Genomic DNA, 16,702 nt, shown 5'->3' with positions numbered 1-16,702 from the left:
CGGGCTTGAACGGGAACGCCCATCGCGGCTGAAGCCGCTCCTACAGCACGTATCGCAATCATCACAGTCGCCCGGACGCCGCTTCTGCACGACATCCCGGATCCGTTCGCGCGCGACGCAAGCAACCCGCCGCACGTGCCCCTCAGGTGGCGCGTGCGGCGCGCCTCTCTGCAGCAGCCTGCGGCGCCGGCTCCCAGCCGAACACGCTGCGCCCGCCATAGGCATGCGACTGCGCGCGCTCCTCGGCGATGTAGTCCTCCACCGATGGGCCACGCGCGGTCGCTTCGAGCAGGCGCGCCTGCGCGTCCAGGCGGCGAATCGCCTCCAGCTTCTCCTCGCGGCCCAGCTTCGCCTGCGCCACCGCGGTCTTGAGCACGCCGATGGTGTGGTCGTAGACCCGCGTCGGCACCGGGAACGGATGCCGGTCCTTGCCGCCGTGGGCCAGCGAGAAACGCGCCGGGTCGCTGAAGCGGCACGGCGTACCGTGCAGTACCTCGGCCACCAGCGCCAGCGCCCGCACCGTGCGCGCACCGATGCCCGGCACCTGCAGCAGATCCTGGAAATCGCGCGGGCCGCATTCGGCGGCGGCGGCCAGCGCCCCGTGCAGGCGCCGCACCACGACGTCGCTGCCGCGCATGTCGTGACGGTCGGGCAGCGACAGATGCGGCAGGTCGGCGGGCCGACGCTCTGGCAGCGCAGCCGCTGCCGGCGCGAACAGGTCGCCGGTCTCGGCGAACAGCGCATCGACGGCCGGCACAGTGTCGCACCGCGGCTGCGCGGTGCGGGCCGGCGCTGCGGCGACCGGTGCCGACGCCTGCGCGGCCTCCAGCGCGGCGTACACGCGGGCGATGCGCTCAGGCGCCAGCGTCTGCAGCAGGTCCACCTGCGCCGCGCGCGCCGCGGCGGCACGGTGATCGGCAAGATTGACGATGCGGCCCTGGCGCGGACCGTCGATGGCCGCATGCGGCGCGTCGACGAAACTGCTCAGGCCTTCCGATAGCCAGTGGTAGCGGCGCGCCTGCTTGCGTGCGCCGTGCATGCCCTGCTGCACCACCACCCAGCTCCCCTCGTCGCTGACGATGAAGCCATGCATGTACAGGTCGAAGCCGTCCTGCACCGCGGCGCTGTCGACCTTGGCCACCAGGCGACTGACCCGCGCCAGGTCCGCACCGTCCAGGCCGGTGCGCTCGCCCACCGCCAGCAGTTCGTCCGGCGTCGCCCGCGAATGCCGTCCGCGGCCGCCGCACACATGGATGCCCAGTTCGCCGGACAACGGCGCCAGGCCGCGCTTGAGCGCGCCCAGCACACTGGTGGTGATGCCGGAGGAGTGCCAGTCCATGCCCATCACCGCGCCCAGCGACTGGAACCAGAACGGATGCGCCAGGCGCCGCAGCAGTTCGTCGCGGCCGTAGCTGTGCACGATGGCCTGGCACATCACCGCACCGAGCCGGGTCATGCGCGCACCCAGCCAGTTCGGCACGCGGCCACCGTGCAGGGGCAGATCGGCGCTGCCGGAACGTCGGCTCATGGGGACTCCGGGAAGGGCGGTGCACCAGGGTAGCCAGTGCCGGTCTCAGTGCGCGAGTCTGGGGCGAGCGCAGGCTGAGCGGTTCAGTGCACGCAGGTGCGACCGCAGGCAACCGGCCAGGGGACACGCGGCAGCGGATCGACGCCGTTGTTGCGGCGACGTAGACTGCGCGCAGATGCATTCCGTTCCCTATGCTGCCTTGCAGCCCGCCTGGCCCCGCCAGGGCCGTCACATCCTGGCGCACTACAACGCCGATGCGATCGATGTCTACCAGGCCTACCGCCCCGCGATCGCGCAGTTCGCGGTGGCCCATCAACGCTTCGGCGGCGAGTTCAGCTACGACCGCATGAGCTGGATCAAGCCGAACTTCCTGTGGATGATGTACCGCGCCGGTTGGGCGCAGAAGCAAGGGCAGGAGCGGATCCTGGCGATCCGGCTGCCGCGCGCCTTCTTCGACGAACTGCTGCGCGCCGCGGTCCCGTCGACGTTCGATCCGGTGCGCTTCGCCAGCCATGCCGCGTGGAAGGACGCAGTCCAGCAATCCGACGTGCGCCTGCAGTGGGACCCCGACCACGCGCCCGACGGCAGCGCGCTGCCGCGTCGCGCACTGCAACTGGGGCTGTGCGGCCAGGCGCTGCGCCAGTACGGCGAACGGCAGGCCCTCTCGATCACCGACATCACCGATTTCGTGCATGCGCAGGCGCTGAACCTGCAGCGCGGCGAGGCGGCGCTGCAGGTGCCGCACGAACGGATCTACGTACCGCCGGCCAGCGCGGCGCAGAACGTCGGCCTGGACGACCAGTAGCCCTCGTCGGCCGCCGCGCCGCACGCCCCAGGCGCGCGGGCGGGCTCGTCGACCGTCGTAGGAGCGGCTTCAGCCGCGACAGGCATTCCCGGAGATGCCCGTCGCAGCTGAAGCCGCTCCTACGTGGGATTTACATCAGGCGACAGGCGCTCACTGCAGCAGCCCGATCACCCTGCCAACTCCGCTGCCAGGAACGGCGCGGTTCGACTGTCGGCCTGTCGCGCCACCAAAGCTGGCACGCCCGCCGCCACGACCTTGCCGCCTGCCCCGCCCGCACCCGGCCCCATGTCGATGATCCAGTCGCTGGCCGCGGCCACGCGCATGTCGTGCTCCACCGCCACCACGGTGTTGCCCGCCTCCACCAGCCCGTGCAATTGCCGCAACAGCGTGTCCACGTCGGCCGGGTGCAGGCCGGTGGTGGGTTCGTCCAGCACGTACACGGTGCCGCGGCGCTGCGCACGCTGCAGCTCGCTGGCCAGCTTGATGCGCTGCGCCTCGCCACCGGACAGCTCGGTGGCCGGCTGGCCCAGCCGCAGATAGCCCAGGCCCACCTCCACCAGCACCTGCAGCGGCCGCGCGATCGCCGCATCGTCGGCAAAGAAGTCCAGCGCCTGCGCCACGGTCATGCGCAGCACCTGGGCGATGTTCTGGCCGCGCAGTTCGATCTCCAGCGTCTTGGCGTTGTAGCGCGCGCCATGGCAGGTCGGGCACGGCGCATACACGCTGGGCATGAACAGCAGTTCCACGCTCACCGCGCCCTCGCCTTCGCACGTCTCGCAGCGGCCCTTAGCCACGTTGAAGGAAAAGCGCCCGGCATCGTACTTGCGCTTGCGCGCCGCCGGCGTGGCCGCAAAGCGCTTGCGCACGTGGTCGAACAAGCCGGTGTAGGTGGCGAGGTTGGAGCGCGGCGTACGCCCGATCGGCGCCTGGTCCACCTGCACCAGCCGCCGCACATGCTGCAGGCCGTCGGCGATGTAGCCATCGGTGGCGAGGCGCGCACCGCGCTCCAGCGGATCCAGTTCCTCCTCCGCCTCCGCCGGCGCCTGGCCCAATTGCGTGCCCAGCAATTCCACCAGCGCCTGGCTGACCAGCGAGGACTTGCCCGAGCCGGACACGCCGGTGACGGTGGTGAACACGCCCAATGGGATGTCGACGTCCAGCGCGACCACGTTGTTGCGGCTGACCTCGCGCAACTGCAGCCAGGCCTCGGGCGTTCGCGGCGCCTGCGCAGCAGCCTGCGGTTCGGCGAACAGATAGCGGCGCGTGGACGAGGCCTTGACCTGCGCCAGTCCGGCCGGCGGCCCGCTGTACAGCACCTGCCCGCCATGCTCGCCAGCCCCCGGGCCGACATCGACGATCCAGTCGGCGTGGCGGATCACGTCGATCTCGTGCTCGACCACGAACAGCGAATTGCCCGCGCCCTTGAGTTGGTCCAGCGCACCCAGCAGCGCCTGCGTGTCGGCCGGATGCAGGCCCGCCGACGGCTCGTCCATCACGTAGACCACGCCGAACAGCTGCGAGCGGATCTGCGTGGCCAGGCGCAGCCGCTGCAGTTCGCCGGGCGACAGCGTCGGCGTGCTGCGCTCCAGGGTCAGATAGCCCAGGCCCAGCGCCTCCACCACCTGGATCCGCGCCAGCAGATCCTGGGCGATGCGCTGCGCGGCCAGCGCCTGTTCCGGATGCCGCGAGCGGCCTTGCAGGCGTCCCTCGGCCGCGGAACGCAGCAGCTCTGCCACCTCGCCGAGCGGGCGCTGCGACAGCTCGCCGATGTCCAGCCCGGCGAAGGTCACCGACAGCGCCTCGCGGCGCAGGCGCTTGCCGTCGCAACTGGGGCACGCAGTGCTGATCAGGTACTGCGCCACGCGCTTCTTGATCAGCGCGCTCTGCGTGGTGGCGAAGGTGTGGAGCACGTAGCGGCGCGCGCTGCTGAAGGTGCCCATGTACGCCGGCTCTTGCTTGCGCTTGAGCGCGCGCTGGGTTTCGGCCAGGCTGAAGCCGGGATACACCGGCACGGTCGGCTGTTCGTCGGTGTACAGGATCCAGTCGCGGGTCTTCTTCGGCAGTTTCGCCCACGGCACGTCGACATCGTGGCCGAGCGCGGTGAGGATGTCGCGCAGGTTCTGCCCGTGCCAGGCCGGCGGCCACGCCGCCACCGCCCGCTCGCGGATGCTCAGCGAACGGTCCGGCACCATCGACGCCTCGGTGGCGTCGTAGATGCGGCCCAGCCCGTGGCAGGTGGGGCAGGCGCCGGCCGGCGTGTTCGGCGAGAAGCCGTCGGCATGGATGATGCCGTGCCCGGGCGGATAGGTGCCGGCACGCGAATACAGCATGCGCAAGGAATTGGAGATGGTGGTGACGCTGCCGACCGACGAGCGCGTACTTGGCGCGCCGCGATGCTGCTGCAGCGCCACCGCCGGCGGCAGGCCATCGATGGCGTCGACGTCGGCCACGCCGGCCTGGTCGATCAGGCGCCGCGCATACGGCGAGATCGAATCCAGATAACGCCGCTGCGCCTCGGCGAACAGCGTGCCGAACGCCAGCGACGACTTGCCCGAACCTGACACGCCGGTGAACACCACCAGCGCATCGCGCGGCAGTTCCACGTCCACGTCCTTGAGGTTGTGCTCGCGCGCACCGCGGACGCGCACGAAGCCGGAAGCGGCGAAAGCGGGAGGCGTGGACATGGGCAGGACCGGCAACGCGAAGGAGCGCGCAAGCTTAGCCGGTCGGCCGCCATGGGCGTGTCGCGGCCATCGCGCTGCAGCGCGCTCGGTCGTCGGCGAAGGCGCACCGTCGCCGGCGACGCAAGTCTCAGCTCAACGCGGGCGCCGTCAGCGTATCGGCATCTTCGGCACGCGTGGCCAGCGCCTGCATCCGCATCACCGCGCTGTCGAAAGCGCGCAGCACCGCCACGCCGCGTTCGGCATAGATCGCATGCAGCGCCTGGTAGTACCACAGCGTGCCGTCGCGGCCGGCGGTGAAGCGCTCGAACACCGCGGCACCGACGTCGGGGTCTTCCAGGTCGGCGACGATGCTGCGCGCGTTGTAGAGCTTGTCGCAGGCCGACACCAGCAGCACCGCGTCCGGGGCCTCGGCCAGATGCGCCAGATAGGCCTGCTTACGGATGCGCCAGTCGCGGCGCTTGGCGGGCACGTCTGCCGGCACCGCCTTGCGCTCGGCCGTGGCGTCGGTACAGGCCATCACCATGTCCGCCACCGCCTCGCCAAATTGCGCGCGGATCACCGCCTCGTGCCCGGCGCCGCAATCCTCCACCACGTCGTGCAGCAGCGCCGCGATCGCCTGGTCCTCGTCGCCGCCGGCCTCCAGCACCAGCGTCGACACGCCCAGCACATGACTCAGATATGGCACCGTGCCGCCCTTGCGGAACTGGCCGGCGTGGGCGATGCGCGCATAATCCACGGCGCGCGCGTAACGTTCGGTGAGAGCGGTCATGCGGCGATCCTGACGGAACAGGCCGGCATTATCGCCAAACTTGCCGACGTGAGCGCGTGGAGACGCGCGTAGCCAAGGCCGCCGTTCGAGCCGCGCGTGCAAGCGTTGCCTGCGTGATCGGCCGACAGATCGCATGGACGCGGGCCGCCATGTCGCCCTGCCCTGGTCGAAGCTCCTTCCCCGCTTACACTTGCCTGCTCTCCTATCACCGCAACGCCCGCACATGGACGTCCGTCATCTCGACCAGCACGCCCCGGAACTGCCGCAGATCGCCGCCTGGTACCACGCGGCCTGGGGCCGCGAGGCCGGTTTCTCGCTGGACGACGAACTGCGCCAGCTCCAGCGCGCACCGGATGCGCACGGCCTGCCGCGCGTGCTGGCGGCCTTCGACGGCCCTGACCTGATCGCCGCCGTGCAGCTGAAATACCGGGAAATGGACGCCTTCCCGCAATACCCGTACTGGTTGGGCGGCATGTACGTCGCCGATCCCTACCGCGGACGCGGCATCGCCGGTCGCCTGCTCGCCCATGCCCTCGCCGACGCCGCGGACCTCAGCCTGGGCGCCCTGCACCTGCAGACCGAGCATCTGGACGGCGGCCTGTACGCCCGCCACGGCTGGCAGCCCGTGCAGGAAGCCGATTCCTACGGCAGCCGCGTGTTGCTGATGGTCCGCCAGGTCGGCTGAGCCAACGCCAGCGGGACCCGGGCGTCTGCACATTACTTTTCCCCCGCGCCGCGTTAACGTGGCGCTTGGAAAGATAGGGCGTCAGCCACCAACCGACCGCTCGATCGACAGACACGCATGAACGCAGCGCCGAGGATGCAACCCACCATGATCACCGACACCGTCCACGCCGTGGACGACACCGCCACCGACAGCGCCCCGACCCCGCCCGCGCGCCGTGCCGCCATCTCCGGCCGCGCCGCCGCGCACAGCGTGTACCGCTCGCCGCTGTCTGCCGACGACGCCGACGCGGAAGCGCTGCGCCTTCGCGAACAACGCGCCAAGCGCGCGGCGCAGGTGGCCGCGGTCGGCACCGTCGCCGCCCTGGCCGCCGTGGCCCTGATCGCCTGGCGCCGCGCGCGGCGCTGACCGCGCAGCAACATCCAGCGCATCCGGCAGCATGCGCCGAGCAGGAAGCTCGCCACCGCCCACGCAAGGAACGTCCTCATGACGGCATGGCACCGCATCGCCCAATTCGCCGGCCTGGCGCTGGTCGCCAGCGCCTGCAGCATGCCCGCCGCCGCCCGCAAGACGCCCATGGCTTCGGCGGTGCTGAGCATCCCGGCCGACCTGCCCAACCAGCGCCTGTTCGACTGCGCCGAATCCAGCATCGCCACCCTGTCGGAGACCAGCAGTTCCTGGCCCAAGGTCACCCGCGAAGATCCGGCCAAAGGCATCCTGGAATCGGGTTACTTCCCCGAAACGAACCGCAGCGGCTTTCGCCTGCGCCTGGAGCGGCCGCCGGGCGCGAGCCAGGCCAAACTCGCCCTCAAGGGCGCCGGCGCCTATTTCGTCGACCTGGGCGTCGACCAGGCGATGCAGGATCTCAAGACCGCACTGGTTCGCTGCGTCGCCACGCAACCGCATTGAGCCCGAATAGGACACGGCGGTTCTGATCCCCGCGCCATCACAGCGACCAAGGAAGGACACGACCATGCCCAATTACGCCATCGAAGCCCGCTCGCTCGGTGTCATCGGCATCGCCGGCCACGCCTTCTGGGTACTGCGCGACGAACACGGCAAGGCCGTGGCGGAACTGCACGGCCTGGCCACCGATCGCCAGACCGGCCAGGCCATCCCCATCGGCACCGACGCCACCCGGCACTCGCTGCGCGCCTGGCACCACCCGCACGATCCTGCCTTTGCCCGCTCCATCGGCGAGAAGGTCGACAGCACCACCTACATCCGCGACGACCAGCCGGCGCGCACGGTGGCCACAGGCGACAAGCACGAAATCCTGGAGCGCTGGAATACCGCGGTGCGCGCCGTGCCGGAACTCAACGCACAGGACCGCGACTATCCGAACTACGGCTTCAAGGTCTTCGGCGAAACCGTCAACAGCAACTCCGCCTACCGCACCTTCGGCGAACTGATGGACGTGCCCGTGCAGCGCTTCCCCGGACGCCTCGAACCGGGCATCGACAACCGCATGCTCTCGCCGGAACGCACCGAGGCACTGCGGTATCACTCAACGGGCGAACAGGAACAGCTGATACGGCCGATGGCGCACGCGCTCTGAACTGACTGTGGTGGGCGAGGCACCAACGCAACATAAAAAACCTGTACAGACTCGCTATCGACGTGTCCGCGGCGCATAAGACGACTGCTGCAACCCCGGCCACGAGATCTCGCGCAGCACCATCTCCACCTGCTCGGCCAGTAGCTCCATGCACGCCGACAACTCGCCGGTCCGCGCGATCGCCGCGATCTCGCGCTCCTCGTCCGCACTGCGCGGGCGGGCCAGCCTCGCCAGGAACCGGATGTGCTCGCCCAACCGCACCAGCCGGAACTGACTCTCCTCCGGCAGAAAATAACCTGTCGCTTCGAAATCCACGTTGCCGTCCGACATCGCCGCCGCCTCCATCCATGAAGTGGCCGTCCGCCGCCATGGCGGACGGGAAGTCGGGAGGCTAGAAACCGCTTACAGCCGGCGGGCTTATTCCCCTCGCGGGTGTTGTATTCACCGCCCTCCCGACGCAGAGATCGCGTCGGCATGCACCCACAAAGCATGCAGGCACAAAAAACCCACCGGCTTGTCGGAGGTGGGTACCGCTGTAAGCGGAGTTTCTAGGCTCCGTGAGGCGATCTTGCTACCAACGACACGACGCGTCAAGTCGCGTTATTAGCCCGTTATATCAAATGGCAAACGGCAATCGGCGCAAGTCAGAGCTGTACACGCATTACTCCAAAGAATCTGCCATGCAGACCTACCGATAGTGCACGCCGCCGTAAGCCTTGACCGCCACCTGCATCGGTTCGAGCAGACTTCAAAGCGCATCGAGTTAATCCTGAGCGGGCTTGGCGAAGCAGAAAAACAGTGGGGGTTTACCGTCAATCTCAAACAGTGATTCACGTCTTCCACCGCCAACAAAGAGAGCATTATTCAGGCACAAAGCGGTAGACCGACCGAGACCGAAGCCGCCTCTCCTCCTATCAATCCTAGTCACACGCCGCTACCACATGAATTCAACGTGATGGCACACGAAGGCAGCGTCCAGCTACAACTTTGCGCAACAGATATTCATGTCGCGCCGGCTACACCCACCATTGCTCTCTGACTCGCCATCGCCATTTTATTTTCCAACCATTTACAGCAGCATTCGAAAGTTTCGCCTGTCCGCATCTGATGACTTTAAGATGCGGTACTCCATGCCGCTGGCCACTGCGATCTGCTGAGCAAAGTCCTTCTTGGCTTGCACCACCGCGTCTTCGATCTGAGAGTCATTTTTGACCTCGACGATGACAAACTTCATGCTACCGTCTACCTCCTCCCGCTGAAAAATGAAATCTGGATAGTAACTACGCACCGAGCGCGAGTCTGGATCAATGTACTGAATGAAGAAGTCGGACTGCCCATGGGTAAGCATTCCGGTGAAGTAAATCTTCTTCACCCGTCGCTCACGGAGCAGATCCCAGAACAACCAACTCTCCGAGCCAGAATCGAAACAGTAAGTATCGAGGTGGAAGCTCTTGGCGCGCTCTTCGTCGTTGATGCGAGCGTCGTGCATTCGGACGATCTTGTCCTTAGCTGCCGACACCTCGTAATAGCCGCTCGGGGGCAACTTGATCAGATCGACCTCGTGCTCCTCAGTTTGTTGCGACTCGTCTAGTTCGTAGAGTTGACGGAACAAGCGCGGGATGATCTCGTCGTAGAGCAGTTCGTTGAACTCATTGGTGATGGCCACGAGTTCGTCGGTGCCTTCCTTCGTGGCATCGAGCAGCTCCTCGATCTCTAGTGGGGTGCGATTGAGGTAGCGCGACACTTCGGCAACTAGCGTCAGCGGGGAAAACGTGCGCTTCTCGCGCCGGTCGGTTAGGTCGAAAGTACGGCTACCCGAAGCGCGGGCCGCGTCAGCGGCCGTCAGCCCGTCCTGCTGCGTTTCGATAAGGCGGTACTTCTCGACCAGCGCACCCCATGCCTCCTTGTTGGTGCGATCAAGCCCTAAGGCTTGGCCATGCGCGAGCGCTTTTTCACGCATCTGGTACTGCTTGCGCACACGCACCAGCTTTATCTTGACCGGGGGCTCAACCACGCGAATTTCAACTCGCTCTTTGTCCTTGGCTACCTTTTGCAGTTCGTCGGCGCTGATGTGGAAGTTTTGTAGCAGCTCTTCGTTTAGGGTGCTGAGGTTGCTGTGGGAGAGGAAAACGTGGCCCGTGTGCTGGGCTTGCCCGATGGCGCGCAGGCAGCGCATGGTGGCTTGCAGCACGAACACCTTGGACTTCGGCTCACGGAACAGGCCCACGCCGAACAGGGAGCGGCAGTTCCAGCCCTCACGCCCCTTGTTGACCAGCAGGATGAACTGCTTTTCCGAGCTCTCGGTATCGAGACGGTTGAACTCGCGGATGTCGTCATTGGTGGTGAGCTTGTCGTCGCCCACGTTGACCAGGATGCGCGAGATCGGAAGACCGCGCTTGAGCAGCGCACGCTCCACCGCTGGGCGCAGCTCGCCAGTCAGCTCGTCGATGGTGGCCGCAAAGAAGGCTAGCTTGGGCAGCAATCCCTCCGGGCGCAGCCCCCCCGATTCTTTCAGAAAGCTCTCGATGGCGATGTCCACAAACTCATCGGTGCGCGTGTTGGCGTAACCATGCAGCGTCACTTTCTTAAGGAAGCCCTTGTCTATGGCTTCCTTCAGGCCGTATGCGTACACTACTTCCGGCAACACCTCACGCCCGACATAGGGCGTGCCCGTGTAGTTGTAGCAGGCCACCACGCGCGTGCCAGCCGCGCTCAGGCTCGCGGCGAGGATGTCTATGGTAGTGCGCAGGCTGGTGTCGGTTTCCTTTGCGCCAACGCCCATGTCTTTGGCCAGCGCCTTGCCGAAGGCGTGATGCGCCTCGTCCACATAGATGCCCAGCTGCTCCAGCCGGCGCAGTTTCTCGAAACGTTGGTTGGTAGTTAGTTCGCCCTCTTCTTCCGGCTGGTCGAAGTTGTAGAGATCGGCGGCGTCGGCATAGACGCCGCTGGCCGAAAGCGTCTCTTTTTTCGCGGCGAACAGCTTGTCAACAGGAGTCTTCTCCTTGCGCTGGCGCTTGAGGATGATCTTCTGGGTATTTGAGACGATGATGTTGAAGCGTGAGCGATCTAGCGTGTCCAGCGAGGTGCCGGCGTCTTCGAGGTAGTGGAATCGCAGGTGCGTGGTCAGGAAGTTAACATACTCCGGCGGCACCACGCGGGTAAGGTCAAGCGCCTCGATCTCCTTCAGCGATTGCAGCACGGTTTTGTCGGGCGCGAACACCAGCGCATTATGGCAGTAGCGTGCGTCCTTCTCGAATTTGTTGCCTAGCAGGAACTCGTAGAAGATGCATGTCGCCATCAGGATGGTTTTGCCGGTGCCCATCGTTAACGCAAAGATATAGTTAGGGTAGGCACGCGAGTTCTTGCGCATAGCCGCGAACACTGCCTTATATTGATCTTGCGTGATCTTGTCGAACAGACCAACTTGGCCCGTACTGCCAGATACCACGCCGCCCTCGGCGCGATCGGCAAAGCGGCCTTGCCTCTCGAACCACTGCTGAAAGACTTCCTCAACCTTGGCGTTTCCGAGAAACTCCTTCAGGAAGACGTAGGTTTCTAGCGCCTCGAACTGTGGCTCGCGCAAAAAAGCCTTCGGGTTGCGATCCGGATTATTGAAGTCAAGGAACTTACGCGTCAGCTCTTTGTAGTGTTGGCGGACTGCACCCCGATTAGCCTGATAAAACTGCCAGAGAAACTGAAAGAAGGCGAAGTCAAGCGACGCGCCCACTGATTTGGCTGCGCTTTTAGTCGCCATTCGCTACGCTCCCTTCCCACGACTCTGATAGCAGGTCGGTGATCTTAACGCGGATGGTGCCCGCATCATCGGGCACCTTGTACGCGCCCTTGACCAGCTGGCTCTTGCCCGGAATGTCAACCACTGCCGGTTGCAGCACCGCACCGTCATAGTTCCAGTCGATAAGCACGGACTCGGCCAGCTCCTTCCAGTCGGCGACCGCTTCTTTCTGCAGGGAGAGCTTTTGCAGCAGGTTCATCGGATAGAACTTATCGATGACCAGCTCGCCATTCTTGATGGACACCTTGGCCTGAGAATCGCGTTTGAATTCCAGATCGGCCTTGTCGCGCAGGATGTCCACCACCTCCACGTCGATTTTGAAAGGCTTGGCGGCTAGTTCCAGCTCCGCCCGCAAGGTGGGCTCGTGGCCCATGCAGACGAGGGTGATCTTCTCGACTGGTCGGTTCGGGTGCTCGTTGTGCCGGTGCTGCCATGCTTTCTGGTCGAAGTTGTGGATCAATTCGTTCAGGTCAGCTCGCGTGGCGATGCGGTTGACGGGCATGATCTTGACCATGCGCCCGTCCTTTTCGCCGTCAAACACGGTGCTAAACTCCAACGTCTGGATTTCCAGAGCTTCAATCAACAGTTCTTTAGCCTGAGCCGGATTACGGAAAATATCGTAGTGGTTGACGTTGAAAATTTCAAAACCACAACCATCGCCGCCCGAAGCAGCTTCCTCTTCCTCCAAATTGAGCTGCGTTGGACTTGCTGCATTCAGGAGACGTTTTGTCGTCGTTTGAATGGCAGCAAGATTAATGTCTGCTCCGATGAATCGCCGGCCAAGTTTTTGCGCTGCGATAAGCGCCGTCCCAGAGCCAGCAAAAACGTCAAGCACAATATCACCTGGATTGGATGAAACGGAAATGATCCGCTCCAAAAGAGCTAGGGGCTTCTGGGTCGGGTAGCCTGATTTCTCCTGATTCCTCGGGCCTGTTGGAACCTTGATGTCAGTCCACCAATCAGTTATCGGGGTACCCCGATCCACATCAACTTTCACCCCCTTGTGAATCGACTGCATCCGCTTTGCCGTGAGTTCGTTATAAGGTCGATAGACGGTATTGAAAGTCCACGTCGCCCCTTTCGAATATCTAAAGATCGTATCGTGCTTTCGAGGGAAATCGGTGTCGGGAACTGCGCCACCGCTATATGTCCAAACAACTTCATTCCGAAATTTGGAATGACCGAAGACATCATCAAGAAGGATCTTGATGTAATGCCCTCGAGTTGGGTCACAATGCAAATAGAACGTACCATCCTCCGCCAAAAGTTCTTTAAGCAAAACTAGGCGTTCGAACATGAACTGAAGGTACTCGTCGTTAGTCCACAAATCGGTGTACTGCTTCTCCTCGAAGAATGCGTTGTCACCATTGACCATCTGACCACGCAGGCTGATGCGCATCTTATAATCAGCACCCGAGTCAAATGGTGGATCAATGTAGATGAGCTTGATTTTTCCCCGATATAACTTCAACAGATGGCTCATCACCTGAAGGTTGTCACCCCAGAAGATCTTGTTGCGCCAGCCATCCACTTCCTCCCCGTGGACTTCTTTCAACTGTGCCGGGTAGTAGTGCGTCGAGGTAAACGGGCGCTTGCCGCGCCAGTTCAGCATCGGGTAGCCCTTGATCGGTTCGAACTCATATTTCTCAACGTTGGCGGTGCCGCCATCGGCTGTAGCCAGTTGCAGGCTTTCCTGCAAGTGTGTGCTCTTGCTCATCAATCGCTATTCCTGAATTTCCAGTTCTTGCTATCGCAGTAGGCGCGCATATCACAGTTCTGACACAGCTTCGCCGGGCGCGAGGTGATGCCGTAGTCCTGACGCTCGATGCGCGCCACGATGTCGTCGAAGCGCGCGATGGTTTTGCCGATGGCGCGGTCGTCTTTGCTGAAGGAGACGTAAGGGTTCGCACTGTCCTCGCCGGTGTAGTAGAGGTGCATACGGCTGACCTTATGCCCGGTGCGCTCCTCGACCAGATGGGCGTACACCTCCAACTGGCTTTGATACCGGCGCAGCCGATCCCGATCCTTCTCCATGTCGGGCTTCTTCTCTGATTTGAAGTCGATGATCTCGACCGTGTCGTGCTCGCCGCGAATCAGGTCGACGCTACCCTTGAGGATGTACCGGTCCTTGACCAGCGAAATCTCCACCTCCGCCTCCCTGATGCGATCCCAATTTCCGTTCTCGCGCTCGTAGTACCGAAGCACATGCAGCAAAGCCGCCTGCTGCGAGCTGGGCGCAAGGTACACGCGCTCCTTCTTTGACAACACGGCGTAGTTGACCGCGAACCAGCTTTTGATGCTGTCGAGGGTGATGCTGCCTTCCTCGCCGCGCAGCACAGTCTTGTGGATGTCCTCGATAGTTTGATGCACTAAGGTACCGAAAAGCATCGGGCTTTCGCGGATGGCGGCGAACTCCAGTTCCTTGAAGAAGCGGTACTGCTCGGCGCAGTTCTCGAACACGGTGATGTCAGACGTGAACGAGTATTCGCGCTTGAGATTGATCTGCTTGACCGACTCATAGGTCAGCGCCGACAGATCGACATCACGCCAGTTCGGCACCTCGTAGAACAGGCGCTCGAAATACTTCGAGGGCGATTTTCCCCGGCCTTGCTTTTCCTGCGCCGCCAACACCAGCAGGTTCTGCGCGCGCGAGAAGGCTGTGTAGAATAACCGCGAAAAGTCGAAGTTCTTGATGTGGTCGAGCGGCTCGAAGCGCTCCTTCGAGAGGTAGCCGCCATCCTCCAGCAGCACGTCGAGTGCGCCGTACTGCTTGCGCGGTACTGCTTCCAGCGAGCCGCAGACGACGATCGGGAACTCCAGCCCCTTCGACTGGTGGATGGTGAGGAACGACACGCAGCCCTTGGGCGCGTACTCGGATTCGTTCTCGTACTCGCCGATGCCGCCATCCTGAAGAAAGCGCAGGAACTGGTTGAACAGGTCGCGGATGTTCTTCTCCAGCCACTCCGGGTTCAATACGCTGACGAAATGCAGGTACTCGAACTTGGTGAGAAGCTTGGAGAAGGTACCAAGGTTGCGTGCCGCGCGCCCCTTGTCAACGCCTTGCGCAGCTTCTTCGGTGAGAAAGCGCGAGAATAGCGGAAACTTGAGCAGTTGGTAAAACAGGCCGGAGAAGGCGTAGTCGGTGTTCTGCGTGAGTATGGCGTGCCGTTTGGCTAAAGGGCGCGCCCAATCCAGCAGCGGCTTGTTCTCCGGTTTACGCAGCTCGTCGGTGAAGAGCTTGAAGCAGAGCTGGTCGTAGTACTCCCAGATGTCTAGCTGGACGCCTTCTGCCCATGCCCGCACCTTGGGGAACTGCGGGAACAGGAAGATCAGTGCTCCGATCATCAGACGGATCTCCTCGCGCTCGAAGAACATGTTTGATCGGGGCGAGAACACGGGTACACCCTCGGTTTCTAGAAAGCGCGCCAGCGCCACTACCTTGTCGTTCTTCACCGAGCGGAACAGGAAAGCCACCTGATTCCAGTCCGTAAGCTTGCCCGACGCCTTGAGCCCATTGAGGAAAGCCAGCACCTCGGCATGCCAGTTGGTGGTCTCGCCCTTGGCGTCGCTGGCGGCCAGCCGAACCGCTGTGGGCATGTCAGGGAAGTCGCCCTCGCGCGGCAGCATCTGCTTGGCGAAGCGGAAGGCACGTGTGCCGTCGTCCCACATCTGCTCCTTCATCCACTCGTTGTAGAAGCGGATGATGTCCGGGTGCGAGCGGTAATTGACGGTCAGCTTGACCTGCTTGCACTGGCCACCGTCGAACAGCGCAGGGAACTCCAGAATATTGCGGATGGTGGCTCCGCGAAAGCGGTATAAGCCCTGGTCGTCATCGCCCACCACGCAAAGATTCTTCTTCTCGCCCGCGAGGAGCAGCAGGATGTGCTCCTGAATGGTGTTGGTGTCCTGATATTCATCCACCATCAGATATGACAGCTTTTCGCGTACCTGCGCCAGCACTTCGGGGTGTTTCTTCAGCAGTTGCAACGCCTCGTACTGGATGCCCGAGAAGTCGAGCGAGTTGTTCTCGTGCAGCAGCTCCTGGTACTTGGCGAAGCACGCAGCCAGAGCGCGGATTTCTGTCTCTGAGGCCGCTGCCAGCGTGGCGGCGTCGAGCGCCTCTTCACTGACCTTGTTGAGCCACTTGAGCAGGTTTTCCGACTGCGCCCAGCGCCCCGACTGGTCGTCGCCCATGACAAGTTGAGCGTCGGGCAATTCGCGGAAGTCCTTGATGCGCTGGTACAGGAAGTATTGCTGGTCGAACTGGTCGAACAGCGTAAAGCTGCGCTTGAGCCGAGTGAACTCGCGGAAGTCCTCCAGCAGCCGGAGACAGATGGAGTGGAAAGTGCCCAGGTACATCTCATTCAGGTTGAACTTGATGCCCATCTCGGTCAGACGGTTCGAGATACGCGTGGTCAGCTCGCGCGCTGCCTTGTCGGTGAAAGTGACGACGAACAGCGACTCCGGTGCGACGCTTTTCTGCGTTACAAGGTAGACGATGCGCTCGACCAACGTGAAAGTCTTGCCGGAACCAGGCCCAGCGATGATGAGCACCGGGCCATCGGTGGCAAGGATGGCCTCAAGCTGTTGCGGGTTCGCCTTGGATTGAAGGGCGGCAGCGCTGATGATCATTCAGCCTCCCCGTCATCATCCGCCATCGCCTTGTCCATGCGGCTGACGATCCACTGATCCAGATCGCCGCGCCGGAAGCGCCACACCCCTCTCAATTTGACGGCTGCGAGCTTTCTGCTCGCCACACGACGATAGACCAAGTGCTCGCCTGCATTCAAATTGGCTGCTAGCTCCTCAATATTGAGCATTTCGCTGGGGCAGTCGCTCATCGTCTTTCCCATAACACTTCGGTGATCACATCAAGATGC

Annotated in this window: 13 protein-coding genes; 5 read left to right on the top strand and 8 right to left on the bottom strand. The window is 63.4% G+C overall.

From position 1 onward, the window contains the following. Nucleotides 1-142: 142 nt before the first annotated feature. Complete coding sequence (locus tag AC1PK7_RS05195) at nt 143-1,528, bottom strand: DUF763 domain-containing protein (RefSeq protein ID WP_481100077.1); 1,386 nt, start codon at nt 1,526-1,528, stop codon at nt 143-145. Nucleotides 1,529-1,703: 175 nt separating this feature from the next. Here AC1PK7_RS05195 and AC1PK7_RS05190 point away from each other — a divergent pair, with 175 nt between their 5' ends. After that, nucleotides 1,704-2,333 (top strand): DUF4291 domain-containing protein, encoded by a 630-nt coding sequence (locus AC1PK7_RS05190; protein WP_481100076.1) that lies wholly within the window; start codon nt 1,704-1,706, stop codon nt 2,331-2,333. A 167-nt stretch (nt 2,334-2,500) separates the two neighbouring features. Here AC1PK7_RS05190 and AC1PK7_RS05185 read toward each other — a convergent pair whose 3' ends face one another. Beyond that, a complete protein-coding gene (locus tag AC1PK7_RS05185) occupies nt 2,501-5,017 on the bottom strand; it encodes an excinuclease ABC subunit UvrA (RefSeq protein ID WP_481100075.1) in 2,517 nt (838 codons plus the stop codon). Nucleotides 5,018-5,144: 127 nt separating this feature from the next. Further along, nucleotides 5,145-5,786: an HD domain-containing protein gene (locus AC1PK7_RS05180; RefSeq protein WP_481100074.1), complete on the bottom strand. Its 642-nt coding sequence runs from the start codon at nt 5,784-5,786 to the stop codon at nt 5,145-5,147. A gap of 223 nt (nt 5,787-6,009) precedes the next feature. Here AC1PK7_RS05180 and AC1PK7_RS05175 point away from each other — a divergent pair, with 223 nt between their 5' ends. The 4 genes from AC1PK7_RS05175 (at nt 6,010) to AC1PK7_RS05160 (ending at nt 8,029) form a co-directional block, all read left to right on the top strand. Beyond that, nucleotides 6,010-6,471, top strand: a complete 462-nt coding sequence (locus AC1PK7_RS05175; RefSeq protein WP_481100073.1) for a GNAT family N-acetyltransferase — start codon at nt 6,010-6,012, stop codon at nt 6,469-6,471. 147 nt (nt 6,472-6,618) lie between these two features. After that, a complete protein-coding gene (locus tag AC1PK7_RS05170) occupies nt 6,619-6,879 on the top strand; it encodes a hypothetical protein (protein ID WP_481100072.1) in 261 nt (86 codons plus the stop codon). Nucleotides 6,880-6,957: 78 nt separating this feature from the next. Further along, a complete protein-coding gene (locus tag AC1PK7_RS05165) occupies nt 6,958-7,380 on the top strand; it encodes a hypothetical protein (protein WP_267119292.1) in 423 nt (140 codons plus the stop codon). A gap of 64 nt (nt 7,381-7,444) precedes the next feature. Continuing rightward, nucleotides 7,445-8,029 carry a hypothetical protein gene (locus AC1PK7_RS05160; protein WP_481100071.1) on the top strand — a complete coding sequence of 195 codons (585 nt, stop codon included), beginning with the start codon at nt 7,445-7,447 and terminating at the stop codon, nt 8,027-8,029. A 54-nt stretch (nt 8,030-8,083) separates the two neighbouring features. Here the strand turns inward: AC1PK7_RS05160 and AC1PK7_RS05155 are convergent, their stop codons facing one another. The 5 genes from AC1PK7_RS05155 to AC1PK7_RS05135 form a co-directional block, all read right to left on the bottom strand. Then, complete coding sequence (locus tag AC1PK7_RS05155; protein WP_481100070.1) at nt 8,084-8,359, bottom strand: XAC0095 family protein; 276 nt, start codon at nt 8,357-8,359, stop codon at nt 8,084-8,086. A gap of 739 nt (nt 8,360-9,098) precedes the next feature. Then, nucleotides 9,099-11,783, bottom strand: a complete 2,685-nt coding sequence (locus AC1PK7_RS05150; RefSeq protein ID WP_481100069.1) for a TnsA endonuclease N-terminal domain-containing protein — start codon at nt 11,781-11,783, stop codon at nt 9,099-9,101. Next, nucleotides 11,773-13,539 carry a site-specific DNA-methyltransferase gene (locus AC1PK7_RS05145; protein ID WP_481100068.1) on the bottom strand — a complete coding sequence of 589 codons (1,767 nt, stop codon included), beginning with the start codon at nt 13,537-13,539 and terminating at the stop codon, nt 11,773-11,775. Before AC1PK7_RS05145 ends, AC1PK7_RS05150 begins: the two co-directional genes overlap by 11 nt. Continuing rightward, nucleotides 13,539-16,454, bottom strand: a complete 2,916-nt coding sequence (locus tag AC1PK7_RS05140) for an ATP-dependent helicase (RefSeq protein ID WP_481100067.1) — start codon at nt 16,452-16,454, stop codon at nt 13,539-13,541. The genes AC1PK7_RS05145 and AC1PK7_RS05140 overlap by 1 nt, the downstream gene beginning before the upstream one ends. Next, nucleotides 16,451-16,663, bottom strand: coding sequence for a helix-turn-helix domain-containing protein (locus tag AC1PK7_RS05135; protein WP_481100066.1), 213 nt, complete (start codon nt 16,661-16,663; stop codon nt 16,451-16,453). The genes AC1PK7_RS05140 and AC1PK7_RS05135 overlap by 4 nt, the downstream gene beginning before the upstream one ends. Nucleotides 16,664-16,702: the final 39 nt, after the last annotated feature.

The sequence above is a fragment of the Xanthomonas sp. NCPPB 3174 genome (assembly GCF_056725205.1).
Note: the sequence above shows the minus strand (reverse complement) of the source record. Positions and strands in the feature narration are given on the sequence as shown.

Coding starts and splice junctions, on each gene's coding strand:
- AC1PK7_RS05150 (WP_481100069.1), bottom strand. CDS start 11,783: ATGGCGACTAAAAGCGCAGCCAAATCAGTGGGCGCGTCGCTTGACTTC.
- AC1PK7_RS05135 (WP_481100066.1), bottom strand. CDS start 16,663: ATGAGCGACTGCCCCAGCGAAATGCTCAATATTGAGGAGCTAGCAGCC.
- AC1PK7_RS05155 (WP_481100070.1), bottom strand. CDS start 8,359: ATGTCGGACGGCAACGTGGATTTCGAAGCGACAGGTTATTTTCTGCCG.
- AC1PK7_RS05190 (WP_481100076.1), top strand. CDS start 1,704: ATGCATTCCGTTCCCTATGCTGCCTTGCAGCCCGCCTGGCCCCGCCAG.
- AC1PK7_RS05195 (WP_481100077.1), bottom strand. CDS start 1,528: ATGAGCCGACGTTCCGGCAGCGCCGATCTGCCCCTGCACGGTGGCCGC.
- AC1PK7_RS05180 (WP_481100074.1), bottom strand. CDS start 5,786: ATGACCGCTCTCACCGAACGTTACGCGCGCGCCGTGGATTATGCGCGC.
- AC1PK7_RS05170 (WP_481100072.1), top strand. CDS start 6,619: ATGATCACCGACACCGTCCACGCCGTGGACGACACCGCCACCGACAGC.
- AC1PK7_RS05185 (WP_481100075.1), bottom strand. CDS start 5,017: ATGTCCACGCCTCCCGCTTTCGCCGCTTCCGGCTTCGTGCGCGTCCGC.
- AC1PK7_RS05175 (WP_481100073.1), top strand. CDS start 6,010: ATGGACGTCCGTCATCTCGACCAGCACGCCCCGGAACTGCCGCAGATC.
- AC1PK7_RS05160 (WP_481100071.1), top strand. CDS start 7,445: ATGCCCAATTACGCCATCGAAGCCCGCTCGCTCGGTGTCATCGGCATC.
- AC1PK7_RS05145 (WP_481100068.1), bottom strand. CDS start 13,539: ATGAGCAAGAGCACACACTTGCAGGAAAGCCTGCAACTGGCTACAGCC.
- AC1PK7_RS05165 (WP_267119292.1), top strand. CDS start 6,958: ATGACGGCATGGCACCGCATCGCCCAATTCGCCGGCCTGGCGCTGGTC.
- AC1PK7_RS05140 (WP_481100067.1), bottom strand. CDS start 16,454: ATGATCATCAGCGCTGCCGCCCTTCAATCCAAGGCGAACCCGCAACAG.